19 protein-coding genes, 1 pseudogene and 1 riboswitch are annotated in these 17719 nt (G+C 72.1%); of the genes and pseudogenes, 15 read left to right on the top strand and 5 right to left on the bottom strand.

Annotated elements, in window-relative coordinates; translation table 11 throughout:
* Positions 1 to 107: 107 nt before the first annotated feature.
* The 4 genes from pdhA to ACIOGZ_RS09650 all read left to right on the top strand — a co-directional run bounded on the left by pdhA (position 108) and on the right by ACIOGZ_RS09650 (position 5491).
* Positions 108 to 1247 carry a pyruvate dehydrogenase (acetyl-transferring) E1 component subunit alpha gene (gene pdhA, locus ACIOGZ_RS09665; RefSeq protein WP_400985492.1) on the top strand — a complete coding sequence of 380 codons (1140 nt, stop codon included), beginning with the start codon at positions 108 to 110 and terminating at the stop codon, positions 1245 to 1247.
* Positions 1247 to 2251 (top strand): alpha-ketoacid dehydrogenase subunit beta, encoded by a 1005-nt coding sequence (locus ACIOGZ_RS09660; RefSeq protein ID WP_350876812.1) that lies wholly within the window; start codon positions 1247 to 1249, stop codon positions 2249 to 2251. Before pdhA ends, ACIOGZ_RS09660 begins: the two co-directional genes overlap by 1 nt.
* Positions 2251 to 3594, top strand: coding sequence for a dihydrolipoamide acetyltransferase family protein (locus tag ACIOGZ_RS09655; protein ID WP_400804585.1), 1344 nt, complete (start codon positions 2251 to 2253; stop codon positions 3592 to 3594). The genes ACIOGZ_RS09660 and ACIOGZ_RS09655 overlap by 1 nt, the downstream gene beginning before the upstream one ends.
* Positions 3595 to 3817: 223 nt before the next feature.
* A complete protein-coding gene (locus ACIOGZ_RS09650) occupies positions 3818 to 5491 on the top strand; it encodes a globin domain-containing protein (protein WP_400985490.1) in 1674 nt (557 codons plus the stop codon).
* 122 nt (positions 5492 to 5613) lie between these two features.
* On the opposite strand, the gene ACIOGZ_RS09645 is transcribed toward ACIOGZ_RS09650, so the two are convergent.
* Positions 5614 to 6156, bottom strand: coding sequence for an NUDIX domain-containing protein (locus ACIOGZ_RS09645; protein ID WP_363581602.1), 543 nt, complete (start codon positions 6154 to 6156; stop codon positions 5614 to 5616).
* Between the two features lie 327 nt (positions 6157 to 6483).
* On the opposite strand from ACIOGZ_RS09645, the gene ACIOGZ_RS09640 reads away from it, so the two are divergent.
* Together ACIOGZ_RS09640 and ACIOGZ_RS09635 are read left to right on the top strand one after the other, a co-directional pair.
* On the top strand, positions 6484 to 7347 hold the full coding sequence (locus tag ACIOGZ_RS09640; RefSeq protein WP_363628020.1) for a helix-turn-helix domain-containing protein: 864 nt from the start codon (positions 6484 to 6486) through the stop codon (positions 7345 to 7347).
* A 239-nt stretch (positions 7348 to 7586) separates the two neighbouring features.
* Entirely contained in the window at positions 7587 to 8012 is a 426-nt protein-coding gene (locus ACIOGZ_RS09635) for an SsgA family sporulation/cell division regulator (RefSeq protein WP_363581598.1), read from the top strand.
* A gap of 165 nt (positions 8013 to 8177) precedes the next feature.
* Here ACIOGZ_RS09635 and ACIOGZ_RS09630 read toward each other — a convergent pair whose 3' ends face one another.
* Entirely contained in the window at positions 8178 to 8558 is a 381-nt protein-coding gene (locus tag ACIOGZ_RS09630) for a phage holin family protein (protein WP_363581596.1), read from the bottom strand.
* Positions 8559 to 8711: 153 nt separating this feature from the next.
* Here ACIOGZ_RS09630 and ACIOGZ_RS09625 point away from each other — a divergent pair, with 153 nt between their 5' ends.
* The 8 genes and pseudogenes from ACIOGZ_RS09625 (at position 8712) to ACIOGZ_RS09590 (ending at position 14095) form a co-directional block, all read left to right on the top strand.
* On the top strand, positions 8712 to 9029 hold the full coding sequence (locus tag ACIOGZ_RS09625; protein WP_363581594.1) for a cupin domain-containing protein: 318 nt from the start codon (positions 8712 to 8714) through the stop codon (positions 9027 to 9029).
* A 33-nt stretch (positions 9030 to 9062) separates the two neighbouring features.
* Positions 9063 to 9731, top strand: a complete 669-nt coding sequence (gene tenA, locus ACIOGZ_RS09620) for a thiaminase II (protein ID WP_063348422.1) — start codon at positions 9063 to 9065, stop codon at positions 9729 to 9731.
* A 216-nt stretch (positions 9732 to 9947) separates the two neighbouring features.
* Positions 9948 to 10148: a DUF5326 family protein gene (locus ACIOGZ_RS09615; protein ID WP_063348421.1), complete on the top strand. Its 201-nt coding sequence runs from the start codon at positions 9948 to 9950 to the stop codon at positions 10146 to 10148.
* A gap of 138 nt (positions 10149 to 10286) precedes the next feature.
* Positions 10287 to 10421, top strand: a riboswitch (TPP riboswitch).
* On the top strand, positions 10417 to 12309 hold the full coding sequence (thiC, locus tag ACIOGZ_RS09610) for a phosphomethylpyrimidine synthase ThiC (protein ID WP_400985488.1): 1893 nt from the start codon (positions 10417 to 10419) through the stop codon (positions 12307 to 12309). (Overlaps the previous riboswitch by 5 nt.)
* A 107-nt stretch (positions 12310 to 12416) precedes the next feature.
* On the top strand, positions 12417 to 12962 hold the full coding sequence (locus ACIOGZ_RS09605; protein WP_363581590.1) for a Uma2 family endonuclease: 546 nt from the start codon (positions 12417 to 12419) through the stop codon (positions 12960 to 12962).
* Between the two features lie 49 nt (positions 12963 to 13011).
* Positions 13012 to 13194: pseudogene (locus tag ACIOGZ_RS09600) on the top strand (phosphomethylpyrimidine synthase ThiC); the annotation flags it as partial.
* 266 nt (positions 13195 to 13460) lie between these two features.
* Positions 13461 to 13691, top strand: a complete 231-nt coding sequence (locus ACIOGZ_RS09595) for a FitA-like ribbon-helix-helix domain-containing protein (RefSeq protein ID WP_363581588.1) — start codon at positions 13461 to 13463, stop codon at positions 13689 to 13691.
* Positions 13688 to 14095, top strand: a complete 408-nt coding sequence (locus ACIOGZ_RS09590) for a type II toxin-antitoxin system VapC family toxin (protein ID WP_363581586.1) — start codon at positions 13688 to 13690, stop codon at positions 14093 to 14095. The genes ACIOGZ_RS09595 and ACIOGZ_RS09590 overlap by 4 nt, the downstream gene beginning before the upstream one ends.
* A 66-nt stretch (positions 14096 to 14161) precedes the next feature.
* On the opposite strand, the gene ACIOGZ_RS09585 is transcribed toward ACIOGZ_RS09590, so the two are convergent.
* Positions 14162 to 14599, bottom strand: a complete 438-nt coding sequence (locus ACIOGZ_RS09585; RefSeq protein WP_400985486.1) for a CBS domain-containing protein — start codon at positions 14597 to 14599, stop codon at positions 14162 to 14164.
* Between the two features lie 256 nt (positions 14600 to 14855).
* On the opposite strand from ACIOGZ_RS09585, the gene ACIOGZ_RS09580 reads away from it, so the two are divergent.
* Entirely contained in the window at positions 14856 to 15362 is a 507-nt protein-coding gene (locus ACIOGZ_RS09580; protein ID WP_363581582.1) for a DUF5994 family protein, read from the top strand.
* Here ACIOGZ_RS09580 and ACIOGZ_RS09575 read toward each other — a convergent pair.
* Both ACIOGZ_RS09575 and ACIOGZ_RS09570 read right to left on the bottom strand, forming a co-directional pair.
* Complete coding sequence (locus ACIOGZ_RS09575; protein WP_363581580.1) at positions 15320 to 16153, bottom strand: hypothetical protein; 834 nt, start codon at positions 16151 to 16153, stop codon at positions 15320 to 15322. The genes ACIOGZ_RS09580 and ACIOGZ_RS09575 overlap by 43 nt on opposite strands.
* A 240-nt stretch (positions 16154 to 16393) precedes the next feature.
* Entirely contained in the window at positions 16394 to 17659 is a 1266-nt protein-coding gene (locus ACIOGZ_RS09570) for a metallophosphoesterase (protein WP_400985484.1), read from the bottom strand.
* Positions 17660 to 17719: the final 60 nt, after the last annotated feature.

The following is a 17719-nucleotide window of genomic DNA, read 5'->3' as shown; positions in this document are numbered from 1 at the left end:
CCGCCGCTCAGGCCGAATGTCCACCACCTTGTCACGCTTCTGGTCAAGATGAACAGACGACCGAACAATCGGTAGGGAGCCCCCGCCACCCCAGGAGGTGCCCCGAGATGACCGTTCTCGAGCACAGACACCACACGGCGGTGCCCGGCTGGACCCCCGGGGCCACCGCCCCGCGGACCGACCCGGCCCCCCTGCTCCCGGACGCCTCACCGGTCCGGGTGCTCGGCACCCCCGCGCTGGAGAAGTACGACCCCGCACTGCTGCGCGAGCTGTACCGCCGCCTGGTGGTCGGCCGCCGCTTCAACCAGCAGGCCACCACCCTGACCAAGCAGGGCCGGCTGGCCGTCTACCCGGCGTCCACCGGCCAGGAGGCCTGCCAGGTCGCCGCCGCGCTGGTGCTCGGCGAGGCCGACTGGCTGTTCCCCAGCTACCGCGACACCCTCGCGGTGGTCTCCCGGGGCGTCGACCCGCTGGAGGCGCTGACCCTGCTGCGCGGCACCGCCCACACCGGCTACGACCCGCGCGCCACCCGCACCGCCCCGCTCTGCACCCCGCTCGCCACCCAGGCCCCGCACGCCGTCGGGCTGGCGCACGCCGCCCGGCTGGCCGGCGAGCCGGTGGTCGCGCTGGCCATGCTCGGCGACGGCGGCACCAGCGAGGGCGACTTCCACGAGGCGCTGAACTTCGCCGCGGTGCTCCAGGCGCCGGTGGTCTTCCTGGTGCAGAACAACGGCTACGCGATATCCGTCCCGCTCAGCGCGCAGTCCGCCGCGCCCACCCTCGCCCACAAGGCCGTCGGCTACGGCATGCCGGGCCGGCTGGTGGACGGCAACGACGCGCCCGCCGTGCACGGCGTCCTGACCGAGGCGGTCGAGCGGGCCAGGACCGGCGGCGGCCCGACCCTGGTCGAGGCGCTCACCTACCGGGTCGAGGCGCACACCAACGCCGACGACGCCACCCGTTACCGCACCGACCCGGAGGTGGCCGCCTGGCGGGAGTACGACCCGATCCTGCTGATGGACCGCTCGCTGCGCGAACTCGGCGTCCTGGACGACGCGCTGGTGCAGTCGGCGGCCGACGAGGCGGAGGCGCTGGCGGCCCGGATGCGGGCCGAGTTCCACGCCGACCCCGAGCTGGACCCGATGGCCCTGTTCACCCATGTCTTCGCCGAGCCGACCCCGCAACTGCGGGAACAGGCCGCCCAGTTGTCCGCCGAGCTGGCCGCCGAGGCCGAGGTGCAGCACTGATGAACCAGACGGCCACACCGACCCGTACGGCGAGCATGGCGCAGGCGCTCAACGCGGCGCTGCGCGACGCCCTGCGCGAGGACCCCGCGGTGCACGTGCTCGGCGAGGACGTCGGCGCGCTCGGCGGCGTCTTCCGGATCACCGACGGGCTGACCGCCGAGTTCGGCCCCGACCGCTGCCTGGACACCCCGCTGGCCGAGGCCGGCATCCTCGGCACCGCGATCGGCATGGCGATGTACGGGCTGCGCCCGGTCGTCGAGATGCAGTTCGACGCCTTCGCCTACCCGGCGCTGGAGCAGCTGTTCTCGCACGTCGCCAAGATGCGCAACCGCACGGCCGGCCGGCTCCCGCTGCCGATCACCGTCCGCATCCCGTACGGCGGTGGCATCGGCGGGGTCGAGCACCACAGCGACGCCTCCGAGGCGTACTACGCGGCCACCCCCGGCCTGCACGTGGTCACCCCGGCGACGGTCGCCGACGCGTACGGGCTGCTGCGGGCCTCGATCGCCTCCGACGACCCGGTGGTCTTCCTGGAGCCCAAGCGGCTCTACTGGGGCAAGGACGGGTTCGACCCGGCCGCGCCGGTCGAGCCGATCGGCCGGGCCGTGCTGCGGCGGCCCGGCACCTCCGCCGTGCTGATCACCTACGGGCCCTCGCTGCCGGTCTGCCTGGAGGCGGCCGAGACGGCGAAGGCCGAGGGCTGGGACCTCGCGGTGCTGGACCTGCGCACCCTGGTTCCGTTCGACGACGAGACGGTCTGCCGGGTGGTGCGCTCGCTCGGCCGGGCCGTGGTGGTGCACGAGGCGAGCGGCTTCGGCGGCACCGGCGCGGAGATCGCGGCCCGGGTCACCGAGCGCTGCTTCCACCACCTGGCCGCGCCCGTGCTGCGGGTGACCGGCTTCGACATCCCGTACCCGCCGCCGATGCTGGAGCACCACCACCTGCCCGGGGTGGACCGGATCCTGGACGCGGTCGCCCGGTTGCAGTGGGAGGACCGAGGATGATGCCCGTCGTGCGCGAGTTCCGGCTGCCCGACCTCGGTGAGGGACTCACCGGGGCCGAGGTGGTGCGGTGGCTGGTCGAGGTCGGCGAGGTGATCGCGGTCGACCAGCCGGTGGTGGAGGTGGAGACCGCCAAGGCCGTGGTGGAGGTGCCCTGCCCGTACGGCGGGGTGGTCACCGCCCGGTACGGCGAGGAGGGCGAGGAGATCGCCGTGGGCGCGCCGCTGGTGACGGTCGCGGTGGCTCCGGCGGAAGGGGCTTCGCTGCTGGCCGAGGCGGCGGCCGGGATGCTGGTCGAGGCGGCGGCGGAGGTGGAGCGGCCGCTGGTCGGGTACGGGGTCGCCGAGCCGGGGAAGGGCGGGCGGCGGCGCCGGGTGGGGGGTGCGGCTGCTGTTCCTGCTGTTGTTGCTGCTGTTGATCCGGCTCCTGTTCCTGCTGCTGTTCCGGTTGTTGTTCCGGCTCCCGCGCTGGTGGTGCGGACCGTTCCGGGCGTGGTGCCGGTGATCTCGCCGCTGGTGCGGCGGCTGGCCCGGGAACAGGGGGTCGATCTGGCCGCGCTCTCCGGCAGCGGCCCGGACGGGCTGATCATGCGCGCGGACGTCGAACGGGCGGTCGCGGCGAAGGCGGCGGCACCGACGGCTCCGGCGCCGGTGGCGCGGGAGGGCGTCGTCCCGCTGCGCGGGCTGCGCAAGGCGGTGGCCGAGAAGCTCAGCCGCAGCCACCGGGAGATCCCCGCAGTGACCTGCTGGGTGGACACCGATGCCACCGAACTGATGGTGATGCGGCGGCAGTTGAATGCTACCCCGGGCCCGAAGGTGAGCGTGCTGGCGCTGCTCGCCCGGATCTGCACGGTCGCGCTGGCCCGTTTCCCGGAGCTCAACTCCAGTATGACGGAGGACGGTTCGGGCATCATCCGACACTCGGCGGTGCACCTGGGCTTCGCCGCGCAGGGCGAGCGAGGTCTGGTCGTCCCGGTGGTGCGGGACGCCCACGCCCGCACCACCGAGCAACTCGGCGAGGAGTTGGGCCGGTTGACCGAGGCGGCGCGCGACGGCTCGCTCACCCCGGCCGAACTGACCGGTGGCACCTTCACGTTGAACAACTACGGGGTGTTCGGCGTGGACGGCTCCACCCCGATCCTGAACCACCCCGAGGCGGCGATGCTCGGGGTCGGCCGGATCGTCGCCAAACCCTGGGTGCACGAGGGGGAGTTGGCGGTGCGCGAGGTCGTGCAGCTGTCGTTCACCTTCGACCACCGGGTCTGCGACGGCGGGACGGCGGGCGGTTTCCTGCGGTTCGTCGCGGACTGCGTGGAGCGGCCGGGGACGCTGCTGCGGCAGCTCTGAGCACGACTCGGTCGCCCTGGGTGGCGTGCTCCGCACCCAGGGCGACGGGGCGCGAATCGAGGGAGAGTAGCGCGTCCCGGGCCCGGGTGTCCGGGCTTCGCGTGATTTGTCGGATGAGCAGTTCGGGCGTGCCACGCTGCCTAGGCGTCAGCAGAGACAAGCCAGGTGGTGGCGCAGGGCGGCCGGAGGCGAAACGATTCTCTTGGGTACTCGAAACGTTGCGGTGAAGTCCCGCAGAACACTTCTGGTCCGCACCGGGCACGGCTCGGCGGGTGCCGCCTCCGTCCCGGGCCTGCCGGAGCTCCCGGCGGACGCGGCGGCGGACACGATGGCGCACGTGACGGCCGAGGTGACGGCGGCCGGGATGGCGGCCGGGGTGACAGCCGCGAGGGCGGCCGGGGCGGGGCCCGAACGGCCGCCGATGCCGCTGGACCCGCCGGACCTCCCGCCGCAGATCCCGGCCGAGGCGCCGACAGCCGTCCTCCCGGCGGTGCCCGCTCCGCCGGTGCGGCCGCCGGCCGTCCCCGCGCCCAACTACCCGGAGCCGCCGGCCGAGTCGCCCGCCGTGCCGTCTGCCGCCCCCGCGTTCCGGCCGCTGTTCACCGACGCTCCCGGCCTCAACTGGGCGGGCCCCGGCGACAGTTGGACCAGGGCTTGGGCCGTGCAGGAGCCCGCCGAGGGCCGTCCGGCCCAACTGTCGGCCCCGCTGCCCGCTCCCGACCGCAGCGCTCCCGACCGCAGCGCCTCCCCCGTCGAACAGCCGCTCACCGTACGGGACGTCGAGCTGATCCGGGCCAGCCTGGCGGTCGTCGAGCCGGTCGCCGACCGCGCCACCGCGCACTTCTACGCGCTGATCTTCCTGCACCACCCCGAGGTCCGGGCGCTCTTCCCGGCCGCCATGGACGTCCAGCGGGACCGCCTGTTCCGCGCGCTGCTGGCCGCCGCCCGCGCCGCCGACGACCCGGCCGGCCTGCGCGTCCACCTCGGCGCGCTCGGTCGCGGCCACCGCCGGTACGGCACGCTGACCGGCCACTACGGCCCGGTCGGCGAGTGCCTGGTACAGGCGCTGGCCAGGTACGCGGGCAGCCGGTGGGACGCCGAGACCGAGCTGGCCTGGCGCAGGGTCTACCGGCTGGTCTCCTCGATCATGATCGAGGCCGCCGAGGACGCCGCCCGCACCTCGCCGCCCTGGTGGCAGGGCGAGGTGGTCCGGCACGAGCGCCGCACCCGGGACGTCGCGGTGATCACCGTCCGGCCGGACCAGGCGTACCCGTACCGGGCCGGGCAGTACACCAGTCTGGAGACGCCCTGGTGGCCGCGGGTCTGGCGGCACTTCTCGTTCGCCTCGGCCCCCCGGCCGGACGGGCTGCTGACCTTCCACGTGAAGGCCGTCCAGGCGGGCTGGGTGAGCAACGCGCTCGTCCACCGGGCCGCGCCCGGGGACGTCCTGCGGCTGGGCCCGGCGGCCGGCACGATGACCGCCGACCACGTCGCCGGCGCGGACCTGCTCTGCCTCGGCGGCGGTACCGGCATCGCGCCGATCCGCGCGCTGGTCGAGGAGGTGGCCGAGCGCGGCACGCCGGTCGGCGCCGTCGACGTGTTCTACGGGGCCCGCCGCGCCGCCGACCTGTACGAGCTGGACGGGCTGGACGAGTTGGCCCGGCGGCTGCCGTGGCTCACGGTGCGGCCGGTGCTCTCCGGCACCGGGTCGGCCGAGGGTGCGCTGACCGGCGAACTCCCCGAGGTGGTGGGCCGGTTCGGGCCGTGGGCCGGGCGGGAGGCGTTCCTCAGCGGGCCGCCCGCGATGGTCCGCCGGGGCGTCGGGGTGCTGCTGCGCTCGGGCGTGGCGGCCGAGCGGATCCGGCACGACCTGGTGGGCGACCTCGCGGCGGGGTGATCGGGCGGCGGGGTGATCGGGCGGCGGGGTGATCGGGTGGCCCCGGCGGGAGAATCAGCCGGGATCGGGAGTGGCCAGCGGGTCGGCGGGTCAGCTGGTCAGCGGGTCGGCGGCTCAGCCGGTCAGCCGAGGTCCGGGGCGAGCAGCGCGCGGACGCCCTCGATGTTGGCCGCCAGGTACGCCCGCAGCCGGGGCGGGACGACGTTGACGGAGGTCACCCCCTCGCGGGTGAACGGCAGCCGGACCACCTGGTACTCGCCGTTGGGCTCGTCCACCTCGGGGCCGTGCCGCCGGCTGAGGTCCATCGAGGCGAGCCGGCAGGCGAAGAAGTGCTGCACCTTGACCCCGTGCGGGTGGAGCAGGGTGCCGTCGTCATGGTGCGTGTGGCTGATGGTGTCGACGAAGGCGGGCACCACGTCGACGATCTTGCCGCCGAGTTCCTCGTCCACCTCGCGGTGCAGCGCCTCGACCACGGTGCGGTCGCCGCGCTCGACCCCGCCGCCGGGAGTGATCCAGTACGGCTGGGGCGCGCCGGGCCGGACCCGCCGGATCAGCACGATCGAGGCCGGGCCGTACGGGTCGTCCGGGTCGAGCTCCAGCAGGATCGCCCGCGCGGTGCGCTTCACCACCGGGCGGGGCGGCGGGGTTCGGTTGTCGGGGCCCATGGCGACCTCCGGGGCTGGAGCGTTGTGCGGGAGTCTCCCGCGGGACGGTCCGGCCGAAACCCGCCCGAACCGGTGCGTCCGTTCGGGGGCGGGGAGTAACTGCGGATAGATCTTGGATAGCGAAGGTGAATCTTGAACTGATCTTCCAAATATTGGTCGATTCTGATTCTCGCCTTCGAATCGAAGGATTTTGCCGAGTGATCGGTGTAAGAGTGATTGCAGGGAGGTCATCCCTGTGCTGCAATGAGCCACTATCGGGCAGATCGGAGGGCTTCGCTCCGGATGCCCTTTCTGTGCATTGACTCGGGCTGGGGGATGGACGTGGCCATGGATCAGATCGCAGAGCCGTCCAGGACGGTCCGCACCGGGCGCGTCACCAGGTCGCCGACGCCCACCTCGCCGCCCGGCAGCCCGCCGCCGTCCACCTCGCCGTCCACCTCGCCGGGCAAGGGCCGCGGCCCCACCCTGATCGGCTCCGTCCAGCGGGCGCTGCGGCTGCTGGAGGCCGTCGGGGGATTCCGGCAGGGCGCCACCGCCAAACAACTGGCCCGCGCCGCCGGACTGCCGCTCGGCACCGCCTACCACCTGCTGCGCACCCTCACCCACGAGGGCTACCTCCGGCGCTCCGACGGCCGGTTCTTCTACGGGGAGTCGGTCAACGGCATAGGCCGGGCCGACGACCGGCAGTCCGACCGGCACGACCTGCGCACGCGGATGCAGCGGTTACGGGACGAACTCGGGGCCCCCGTCTACTTCGCGCTCTACCGGGACGGCGAGATCCACGTGGTGGACGTCGCCGACGACCCCGGCCGCCCCGCCGTCCAGCCCTGGGCCGACCTCCGCGCCACCGGCCACGCGCACGCCATCGGCCAGTGCCTGCTCGGCCAACTGTCCGAGGAGGAGCGCCGTGACCACCTCGCCCGCCACCCGCCGGTCGGGCTCACCCCCTCCACCGTCACCGGCGAGGCCGCCGTCCTGCGCCGGCTCGCCTCCCTGCGACCGACCATGCCCGTCCTGGAACGTCAGGAGTACGCGCTCGGCACCGTCTGCGCGGCCGTCCCCATCACCGTCGGGCCGATGGTCGCCACCATGGCCCTCTCGTTGCCCGTCGAACAGGCCGACCGGCTGACCGTCGTCGCCGGCCAACTGCGGCGCAGCGTGGGCGCGATGGGCCCGTCGTTCGTCCTCTGACGCTCCTCGCGCCGGCACGGATCCCGTTCGTTCACCATTTGAAAAAGCACACCTTGTCCACTACGTCCCCAAACATGGACGATGGTGACCTAACGGGGATTGGTTGCACAAAACCGTCAGAAAGCGCCCCGCACCCAGCAATTGACGATCCAGGCCCCGCGCCCGAAGCCCCCCAGCCCTGCCCCCACCCCCCCCACCCCACGGCCCACCCGGCCGGCCCCACGAGAGGTACTGGCGCCATGCAGCACAGCACAGTCCAGGGACACCTGGTGATGAACCTCGTGGTCTCGCACGAGCTCTCCTTCCGCATCGTGGTGGACCTGGAGTACGAGCCCGACGACCCGTACGCCGTCCGGTTCACCTTCCACCTGCCCGGCGACGAACCCGTCACCTGGGTGTTCGCGCGCGAGCTGCTGCTCGACGGCATCAGCCGGCCCTCCGGCGAGGGCGACGTGCACATCCACCCGGTCGGCGAGGAGCTCACCGAGGTCTGCATCGTGCTGCACTCCCCCGAGGGGGACGCCCTGCTGCGGGCCTCGGCGCCGCCGCTGGTCGCCTTCCTGGCACGCACCGACCGGCTGGTGCCGATGGGCCAGGAGATCACCGGGCAGGAACTCGACGCCGAGCTCGCGGACATCCTCCGGGGATGTGAGAACGCGGGGTGAGCGGTGGCCGCGCCGCTGCCACCGACGAAGGGGCCCGCGCCGGGTGAACCACCCGGGCGCGGGCCCCTCTCGTGTCGGCCTGACGGTGTTCGGCCTGATGGTGTCCGGCCGCCTCGTGACCGGCCGGGTCGGGTTCGGCCAGTCGGTGCCCGGCCACGGCCGAGGTCAGTCGTCGTCCAGGGCCAGGTGCAGCCCCCACGAGACCAGGCTGATGATCAGCGAGCCGAGCAGCGCCGGCACGAAGCCCGTGACGTTGAAGTCCAGGTGCAGCTTCCCCGCGGCCCAGGAGGTCAGCCACAGCATCAGGGCGTTGATCACGAAGGTGATCAGCCCCAGGGTGAGGATGAACAGCGGGAACGAGAACAGCTTGACCAGCGGCTTGATCAGGAAGTTGACCAGGCCGAAGACCAGGGCGACGGCGACCACCGTCAGGGCCTTGTGGCCCAGGTCGGCCTTGCCGCTCGCGAGTTGGATACCGTTGACGATCCAGGCGGCGACCCAGATGGCCACCGCGTTGATCACTGTCTTGATGAGGAAACCCTTCATGACGCCCAAGCCTGGCAGGCCCCGCCGTCCCGGGGGAAGCTCTCCTCGGACATGTTGGCGCTCCCGCCGGACATCCTGGCGCCCCCGGTCCGGTGCCCGTGGTGTTGAATGCCCCTGGCCCGCACGGTGGATGGACGAAGGAGGGGAGTAGCGGTGAAGCTGTTCCGGTTGGACGAACTGGACGTCGAACGCGCGGCGAACGACGGCGCGTACCTGCGCTTCCTGTGCGAACCGCGGATGTCCGCCGGGCTCTACGCGCTCTCCCCCGGCGACACCGACCCGCAGACCGCGCACGACCAGGACGAGATCTACCAGGTGATCAGCGGTCGCGCCGAACTGACCGTCGGCGCCGAGACCGCCACGGTCGGGCGCGGCACCGTCGTCTACGTCCCGGCCGGCACCCCGCACCGCTTCCACCACGTCACCGAGGAGCTGCGGGTCCTGGTGGTGTTCTCCCCGCCCGAGGGCTGACCGCCCGCGGACCGACCGTCTAGGGTCCTGGGCATGAGCAAGAGCCTGACGGAAGAACTCTGGGCGGCCATCGAGCCGGTGTACGCCGAGATCCTCGCCCACCCCTTCATCGGTGGCCTCACCGACGGCACCCTGCCGCGTGCGGCCTTCCGCCACTTCGTCGTCCAGGACTCGCACTACCTGCGCGACTACGCCCGCGCGCTCGCCGTCTGCGCCGCCAAGGCGCCCGGCGAGGAGGACGTGCGGGCCTTCGCCGACGACGCGGTCGGCGCGCTGGCCGCGGAACAGGGCATGCACGCCGAGTTCCTGACCGCCTTCGGCGGCAGCGCCGAGCAGGCCGCCGCCGAACCGGTGCTGCCCACCACCCGGGCCTACACCAGCTACCTGCTGGCCACCGTCTACGGCGGCTCCTTCGCCGAGGCCGTCGGCGCGGTGCTGCCCTGCTACTGGATCTACGCCCGGGTCGGCGAGGCGCTGCTCGCCCAGGGCTCCCCCGACCCGCTGTACGCCAAGTGGATCGCCACCTACGGCGACGAGGCGTTCCAGTCCGTCGTCCGCCGGGTGCTGGCGCTCACCGACCGCCTCGGCGAGGAGATCTCCCCGGCCGAACGGCGCCGGGTCGTCGAGCACTTCACGACCACCTCGCGCTACGAGTGGATGTTCTGGGACGCCGCCTGGCGCGGCGAGCGCTGGCCGGTCTGACCGCTGGTCGCAGGGGGTGCGGGGCCCTTGCCGGGGGTCGTCCCCGAGGTCCGCACCCGGGTCTCCCCGGGGCCCCGGGTCGGGGTGATCTAGGGGTTCTCTCCGGGCCGACGGGCCTCGTTCCGGCACTCGTGTCCCCGTACGATCGAAGTACCGAAAGCAAGCGGGATGCGGCACCGGACGGCAGCCGACCCCACGGGGAGAGAAGGAACGGTCATGGCTGAGCTCTGGAAGTCGCTGCCCTCCTGGGTGCGGAACATCGTCATCCCGGTGCTGGTCCTGGTGCTGCTCTGGAACATCGTGGGATTCGTCTTCGGTGTCGTCGGCGCCCTGCTGAGCATCATGATCAAGGTGCTGGTCGTCGCCGGCATCGCCGCCGCCGTGGTGGTCCTGGTGAAGAAGGCCGCCAAGGGCTGAGCAACCGCCCGAGGCCCGGCCCCCGTCCAGGGGGCCGGGCCTTCGGCGTTCCTGGCGCGGGGTCCGGCCGGCCGGAGGCGTGCTGGACCTGCGGCGATCGGCTCGCTACGGTGTTGGGCGTCATGTGCAGGCAACACCGCCTGCCGACGCGGGAGCTCGGAGCACCGGGCTGAGAGGGCGCTGACCGGGACGTCGACGGACGGACCGACGGCTGCGTCGACCGCAGGAACCTGACCGGGTAATGCCGGCGTAGGGAGTATGAGGTCAGATGACCACGTTCGAAGCACAGCCGCAGCCTGCCCGCAGCACCGGGAACAGCGGCACCGAGGCCGGCAGCACCGAGGCCGCCACCGCCACCGCCACCGCCACCGCCACGGCCACCGTCACCGCCACCGTCACCAGCGCCGGCACCGGCTACCCCACCCCGGCCTGGCGCAAGGCCTACCGCGAAGGGTCCCGGCCCGACCTGCGGGTCCCGTACCGCGAGGTGCAGCTCACCAACGGCAGGACCGTCCCGCTGTACGACACCTCCGGCCCGTACACCGACCAGGCCTACGAACCCGACGTGCGGCGCGGCCTGCCCGCCCTGCGCGACGCCTGGATCCGCCAGCGCGGCGACGTCGAGGAGTACGACGGCCGCGAGGCGCGCCCCGAGGACGACGGGATCAAGCACACCTCGCCGCGCGGCGGAAACCTGCGCAACCTGGACGCCGTCTTCCCGGGCCGCCCGCGTCGCCCGCTGCGCGGCCGCGGCGGTGCCGCCGTCACCCAACTCGCCTACGCCAAGCGGGGCGTGGTCACCCCCGAGATGGAGTTCGTGGCGCTGCGCGAGGGCCTCGCCCCCGAGTACGTGCGGGCCGAGGTGGCCCGCGGCCGGGCCGTCATCCCGGTCAACGTGAACCACCCCGAGGTGGAGCCGGCGATCATCGGCACCAACTTCCTGGTGAAGATCAACGCCAACATCGGCAACTCCGCCGTCACCTCCTCGATCGAGGAGGAGGTGGAGAAGATGACCTGGGCCACCCGTTGGGGCGCCGACACCGTCATGGACCTCTCCACCGGCCGCAACATCCACACCACCCGCGAGTGGATCCTGCGCAACTCCCCCGTGCCGATCGGCACCGTGCCGCTCTACCAGGCCCTGGAGAAGGTCGACGGCAAGGCCGAGGACCTGAGCTGGGAGGTGTACCGGGACACCGTCGTCGAGCAGTGCGAGCAGGGCGTCGACTACATGACCGTCCACGCCGGCGTCCTGCTCCGGTACGTCCCGCTGACCGCCCGCCGCAAGACCGGCATCGTCTCGCGCGGCGGCTCGATCATGGCCGCCTGGTGCCTGGCGCACCACCAGGAGAACTTCCTCTACACCAACTTCGAGGAACTCTGCGACATCCTCGCGCGCTACGACGTCACCTTCTCGCTCGGCGACGGCCTGCGCCCCGGCTCCATCGCGGACGCCAACGACGAGGCGCAGTTCGCCGAACTGCAGACCCTCGGCGAACTCGGCCGGATCGCCCGCGAGCGCGACGTCCAGGTGATGATCGAGGGCCCGGGCCACGTCCCGATGCACAAGATCAAGGAGAACATGGATCTCCAGAAGGAGATCTGCGACGAGGCGCCGTTCTACACCCTCGGCCCGCTCACCACCGACGTCGCCCCCGGCTACGACCACATCACCTCGGGCATCGGCGCCGCGATGATCGCCTGGTGGGGCACCGCGATGCTCTGCTACGTCACGCCCAAGGAGCACTTGGGCCTGCCCAACCGCGACGACGTCAAGACCGGCGTGATCACCTACAAGATCGCCGCCCACGCCGCCGACCTCGCCAAGGGCCACCCCGGCGCCCAGGACTGGGACGACGCCCTCTCCGATGCCCGCTTCGAGTTCCGCTGGGAGGACCAGTTCAACCTGGCCCTCGACCCGGAGACCGCCCGCGCCTTCCACGACGAGACCCTCCCCGCCGAACCCGCCAAGACGGCCCACTTCTGCTCCATGTGCGGCCCGAAGTTCTGCTCGATGAAGATCAGCAAAAGCATCAATGAGAAGTTCGGCAACGGTGCGGCCTCGCCCGAGTACGACGAGGAAGCCGTCGAGGGCATGAAGGCCATGTCCGAGGAGTTCAAGGCCCAGGGCAACAAGGTCTACCTCCCGCTGGCCGACTGACGAGGGTCTGACGATGGCGCTGTCCCTTGACACCGAAGAGGCTGTCCTGGGGCAGCGTCTCCTCATCAGCCGGTAGCGTGGTGCTGGGCCATACCCCAGGAGGACAGATGAACCCTGAGCACCTCGCCCTGATCGAGGAGTTCCGCAGGTCCGCCCCGGCGAACTTCAAGATCGAGTTCTCTGGTGACATCGTCATCATGCAGGCGTCGCCCTCGGCCATCCACGAGCGGAACCTCTCCGTTGTCCGCCGACAGTTCGAGGCCCGTGCTCCGGCTGGATACCTCTCCACGGGAAACATGGACCTGACCTCTCCTCAGGTGTCGAAGCTGCGAAACCCAGACCTCACGTATCTCCCCGAAGACGCCATGACGACCACGGAGAACAGGGTTCCGGCCGAGCTGGCTCTCATCGCAGTCGAGATCGTCTCGCCGTCGAACCCGGAGAACGACTGGGTCGGCAAGCTCCGTGACTACCCGCTGATGCAGATCCCGCTCTACCTCTTGGTGGACGCCGCGCAGAAGACCGTCACGCTCTTCAGGGAGCCCGAGGCCGGTCGCTATCGGATGAGGGAAGACGCCGATTTCGGGGAGGTCATCCACATCCCCGAGCCGTTCGGCTTCACCCTCGACACCACGGTTCTGCTCCCGTACTGACGGTCTCGTCCGGTCCGGGCGGTGCGCCAGTGTGGTTGGCCAGCGTGAATGTGCTGGTTCTGGGTTGAAGCTCTGCTCGATGAAGATCAGCCACAAGATCCGCGCCGAGCACGGTGACGGTTCCAGTGCCGTGGAGACCGAGTTCGACGCCGAGGCGCTGGCCGGGATGGCGGAGAAGTCCGCCGAGTTCGCCGCCCAGGGCAACCGGGTCTATCTCCCGCTGGCCGACTGACGTCCAGCTGCACCTCGCTGCCGCCCCGGTGAGCTTCGACGCTTGCCGGGGCGGCACCGTGTCTGCGCACGGAAGGCGGACAGCAACACACTTGTCCGGACTTCGGACGCGGGCACATCCGGCGTACTACGCTGAGCGCCGTCCCAATCACCCTCAGTGAGGAGCTGGTATGCCGTACTCGCCGCTGCTGATCAAGCCCATGAAAGAGGCGTGATCCGGCCGGATGGAGTTCTGCATTTTGCAGCTAGTGGTGCTAGAGTGCAGATATGACGGCACTCACCATCCGAGATGTCCCGGACGACCAGATCCAGACCCTGAAGGTCCGCGCGGCCCAGGCCGGCAAGTCGCTCCAGGCATTCATGCAGGACCTGATCGCAAGAGAAACGTCCAAGCCCACGATGGCGGAGATGATGGAGCGGCTGAACCGGGAGACCACCGCTCGCGTCAGCGCCGCCGACATCGTTTCTGCCATTGACGAGGGGCGAGCCGGGCGTTGATCGTCATCGACTGCTCCGCTCTGGTTCTGGTCCTCACGGCCCACAGCTCGAACGGAGAGCTCATCCGGAGCCGTGTGGCCGAGGCGGGGGACGTCTACGCCCCCACCCTCCTGGACTACGAGATCCAGTCGGCCCTGCTCGGCATGCAGCGTGGCGGCAAGTTGACCGAGAAGGAGGTGGAAAGAGCGGTCGTCGCCTACCGGATGCTTCCCATCGCCAAACGGGAGACGCTGCCGTTCTGGGACAGGGTGAAGAAGCTGCACGCCAACCTCAGCTCCTACGATGCCCAGTACGTGGCCCTGGCGGAAGCCCTCGGCGCACCGCTGGTCACGAGCGACGCGAGGATCAAACGCAGCGGTGCGGCAAAGTGCGAGGTTGAGGTCTTCGCCGCGAGCCATCCCTGACTGACGCAACTCTTCGTAGTGGCGCGGCGTCCCGGCGTCCGGCGGGGCGGGGCGGGGCGGGGCGGGTCAGGCGAGGGCGGGGGCGGGGGCGGGTTCGAGGAGGACGGTGGCGCGGTCGGCGGTGAGGATGCCGAGGATGTAGCCGTCGTCGTCGACGACGGGCCAGACCGCCATGCGCTTGACCCGCATCGCGATCGCGGCCAGGGCCAGGCCCAGGCCCGGCCAGGCGAACGGGCCGCGCTGGTGCGCCGTGGCGCTGATCGAGGTCCGCTCGGTGGTCCGGGGGTGCTCCAGGAAGGTGTGGAGCCCGGTGCGGGTGACCAGCCCCTCGCACCGGCCGTCGTGGCCGCGGACGAGCAGGTATTCGACGTGGGCGCCGCGCAGGATGTCGTTGGCCTGGTCGACGGTGCTGTCGTCGGCTATCTGGTACTCGCAGGGCTCCATCGCGTCGGCGACCGTGAGGCCGTGGCCGGTGCGTGCCGCCTGCGGGGTGTGAGTGGTCACGGTGGTCACCGCTTCCCGTCCCCGGGTGTCCGGCCGGAACGGCCCGGACGACCCTTCACCCAGAACGAAGCCGGAACGGGTACCGGGATGCGGAATGCCCTGGATGTCTTCGAGCCTACTCCTGTGACGGCAGGCCCGCCGGGGGGTGCCGCGGAGTACCGTTGGGAGACAACCGAGGACATTCCGTATACCGGTACCGGCGCTGGTGTCGCCCTGGGTCATGACAGGTCCTTGCGGACCGGACGGGCGGCTTCTGATGCTGCCGATCCCCCTCCCCGTTCCCACCACTCCCGGGCCGTGGTCCGTGCCCGGAGTCCCGCTGCTGCCACGTCTGGTGCTGGAGCCGACGATGGCGCGGGGCGGGGTGTTCGACGGTGCCTGGTGGCCGCGTTCGAACCGGGTGCTGGCCGAACTGCCGGACCTGGTCACCGCGCTCGGCGCCCACCTGGGGCGCATCATCCGGGTGGGCCTGGACACCTCGGCCTGGGACGGCGTGCCCCGTTCCGTCGTGGTGAACGGCCTCCTGATCAGGATCAACTGGCTCACCAGCAGCAGCGCGACGATCAGCGTCACCCGAGGCTTCCAGGACCACTTCCTCCTCCTGGTCGTGCCGCCCCGCACCGACCCGGAGACGGCCTCCACGGCCATGGCGGCGGCGTCGGCGACCGGCAACCGCACCCCGGCGGCCGAACTCCTGCTGGACTGGCCGGGGTTCGGGTGTCAGGTGACGTCGTCGGGGCTGGTGAAGGCGGGGCTGGTGTAGCCGGGGGCGGTGAAGTCGGGGGCCGGGGTGGGGACGGCGCCGGGGCTGGTGAAGTCGGGTGAGGTGTAGTCGGCGGTGGGGACGGGGCCCGGGCTGGAGAAGTCGGGTGAGGTGTACCCCGGGCTGGTGAACTCGGGGGCGCCGGCGGGGACGGCGGGCAGGTGGGTGTGCAGGTAGGGGAGCAGGCCGCGGTCGCGCAGCGCGGTGCGCCATTCGCGGCGGGCGTCGGCGAGTTCGGCGGCGAGTTCCGGGTCGGTGCCGGCCGGGGCGGCGGCGCCGCCGTCGCGTATGGCGGTGAGGACGAGTCCGATGATGCCGATGGCCATTGCGGCGACTCCGGCGGCGAGGGCGACCCAGCCGGCGGTGACGAGGCTGCGGGCGAGGGTGAGGTCGGGGTTGGCGGCGCGCAGCAGGTAGCCGATGAGCAGCAGGACCAGGGCGGCGGTCCAGGCGAGGACCGGGGTGAGCACGGTGAGGACGGGGAAGAGCCCGGCGCCGCCGTTGGCGGAGCGCAGTTGGGTGAGCAGTCCGGGGGCGATGGGTTCGGCGCCCGGGGGCGGCGGGGGTGTGGTGCGCAGGGTCTCGCGCAGTCGGGTGTAGTGCGTGTACTCGGTGGCGGCCGCGGCGGCGATGGCGTCGGCGTCGCGCAGGGCGCGGACGCGCAGCTGGTCGGTGGTGAGCGCGCCGGGGGCGCGCAGGGCGGTGAGGACGGTGTGGTCGCGCAGGGCTTCGGCGAGGAGGCGCTCGTATTCCGGGCGGTCCTCGGCGAGCAGCGGCGGGGGGTTGGTCATGGGGACCCCGTTCATGCGGACCCCGGTTCGCTCCGCCCCAGGGGCCGCGGGACCCTCAGGGGCGCCGAAACGGGCGCGGAGGCGGGCCGCCGGACGGGCGGCCGGGTGTGGTGTGCCTCATGTTAGGGGCGGGCGCGGCCGTGCTGACAGTCGGTTTCCGGAATTTCGCGCCCCGGCCCGCGCGCGTGCGGTGGCCCGGGCGCCGGGAACGCCCGTTCGACCGGCCCCGGTCCGCGGGCCTCAGCTGACGGGGAGTCGGGCGACGAGCAGGCGCCCTTCCATGGTGACGCCGCCGTCCATGGCCACCGCGAGGTCGTCGGCGTAGACGTAGGGGCCGGGGATGTGCGGCGGCTGGCCGTCGTCGGCGTGCACCGCGCCGGTGAGGTACGGGATGGGGCTGTGCCCGTGCACGATGCGGGTGCCGCCGTAGGTGTCGAGGAGTTCGTGGACGGCCGTCGGGCCGGCGTCGCCGCGGAAGGCGAAGCGCTTGGTGAAGCGGCGGAAGCAGTCCCACCACTCGTCGACGCCCTCGTCGGCGAGCAGGCTGTGGACGGCGTCGTTGACGTCGGGGATGGACTCGCCGTACTCCAGGTACGCGGTGGTGTCGGAGTGCAGCAGCAGGTGGCCGTCCTCCAGCGCGATGGCGGGCAGCCGGGAGAGCCAGCTGATGTGGTGGCCCTCCAGCCGGTCCAGGTCGTGCTGCTGGCCGCCGTTGAGCCGCCAGGCGGCGAGGAAGGAGGCGGTGCCGGCGGTGGACTGGACGGGTTCGTCGCCGTACCGGGCGGCGCCGAGGAAGAGCAGCTCGTGATTGCCCATCAGGGCGCGGCAGTAGCCGCCGGCGGCGGCGGCTTCGGCGGCGAGCTGCATCACGAGGTCGATGACGCCGATGCCGTCGGGGCCGCGGTCGGTGAAGTCGCCGAGGAACCAGATCCGGGAGCGGCCGGCGGACCAGTGGCCTTCGGCGTCGATCAGGCCCTGGTGGCGCAGCTCGGCGCGCAGCTCCTCCAGGTAGCCGTGCACGTCGCCGACGACGTAGAGCGGGCCGGGGGGCTCGCCGGGGCCGGGGGCGGGGTACGGGTAGCTGGGCGCGGAGGGGTCGGGCAGCGGCGGGCCGAGTTCGATGGTCGGCGGGTCGTCGCGGCCGGGGGTCTGGTGGGCGTGGTCCTGGTGGGCGTGGTCCTGGTGGGCGGGGGACTGCTGGTCGGGCAGGGCCGGTTCGTAGCCGGGGTGGTCCTGGTGGGAACCAGCGTGGTCCTGGTGGGAGAAGAGCGGGGCGTTCTCCGGGGCGTGCACGGTGTGGTCCTGCCCGTCGGCGGGCCAGTGCTGCTCCAGGTAGCGGGCTCCGCCGTAGCCGCTGTAGGTCTCCGCTTCGTACGGCGTGCCGGGGTAGCCGGTGGCGGGCTCCGGTTCGTAGTAGGTGCCGTACGGCAGCACGTCGAGGTCCGGCTGGTGGCGGGGGCCTGAGTCGGGGTGTTCAGGCCCGGGGAAGCGGTCCTCGGGTGTCATTCGCCCATCATAGGAAGACCACTCTCCCGGCGTCGTCACCTGGTGGGTATCCAATCCTCC

Source organism: Kitasatospora sp. NPDC088160, assembly GCF_044741445.1.
GTDB lineage: Bacteria > Actinomycetota > Actinomycetes > Streptomycetales > Streptomycetaceae > Kitasatospora.
The sequence above is the reverse complement of the archived record's forward strand: the minus strand, read 5'-3'. Positions and strand labels throughout refer to the sequence as shown.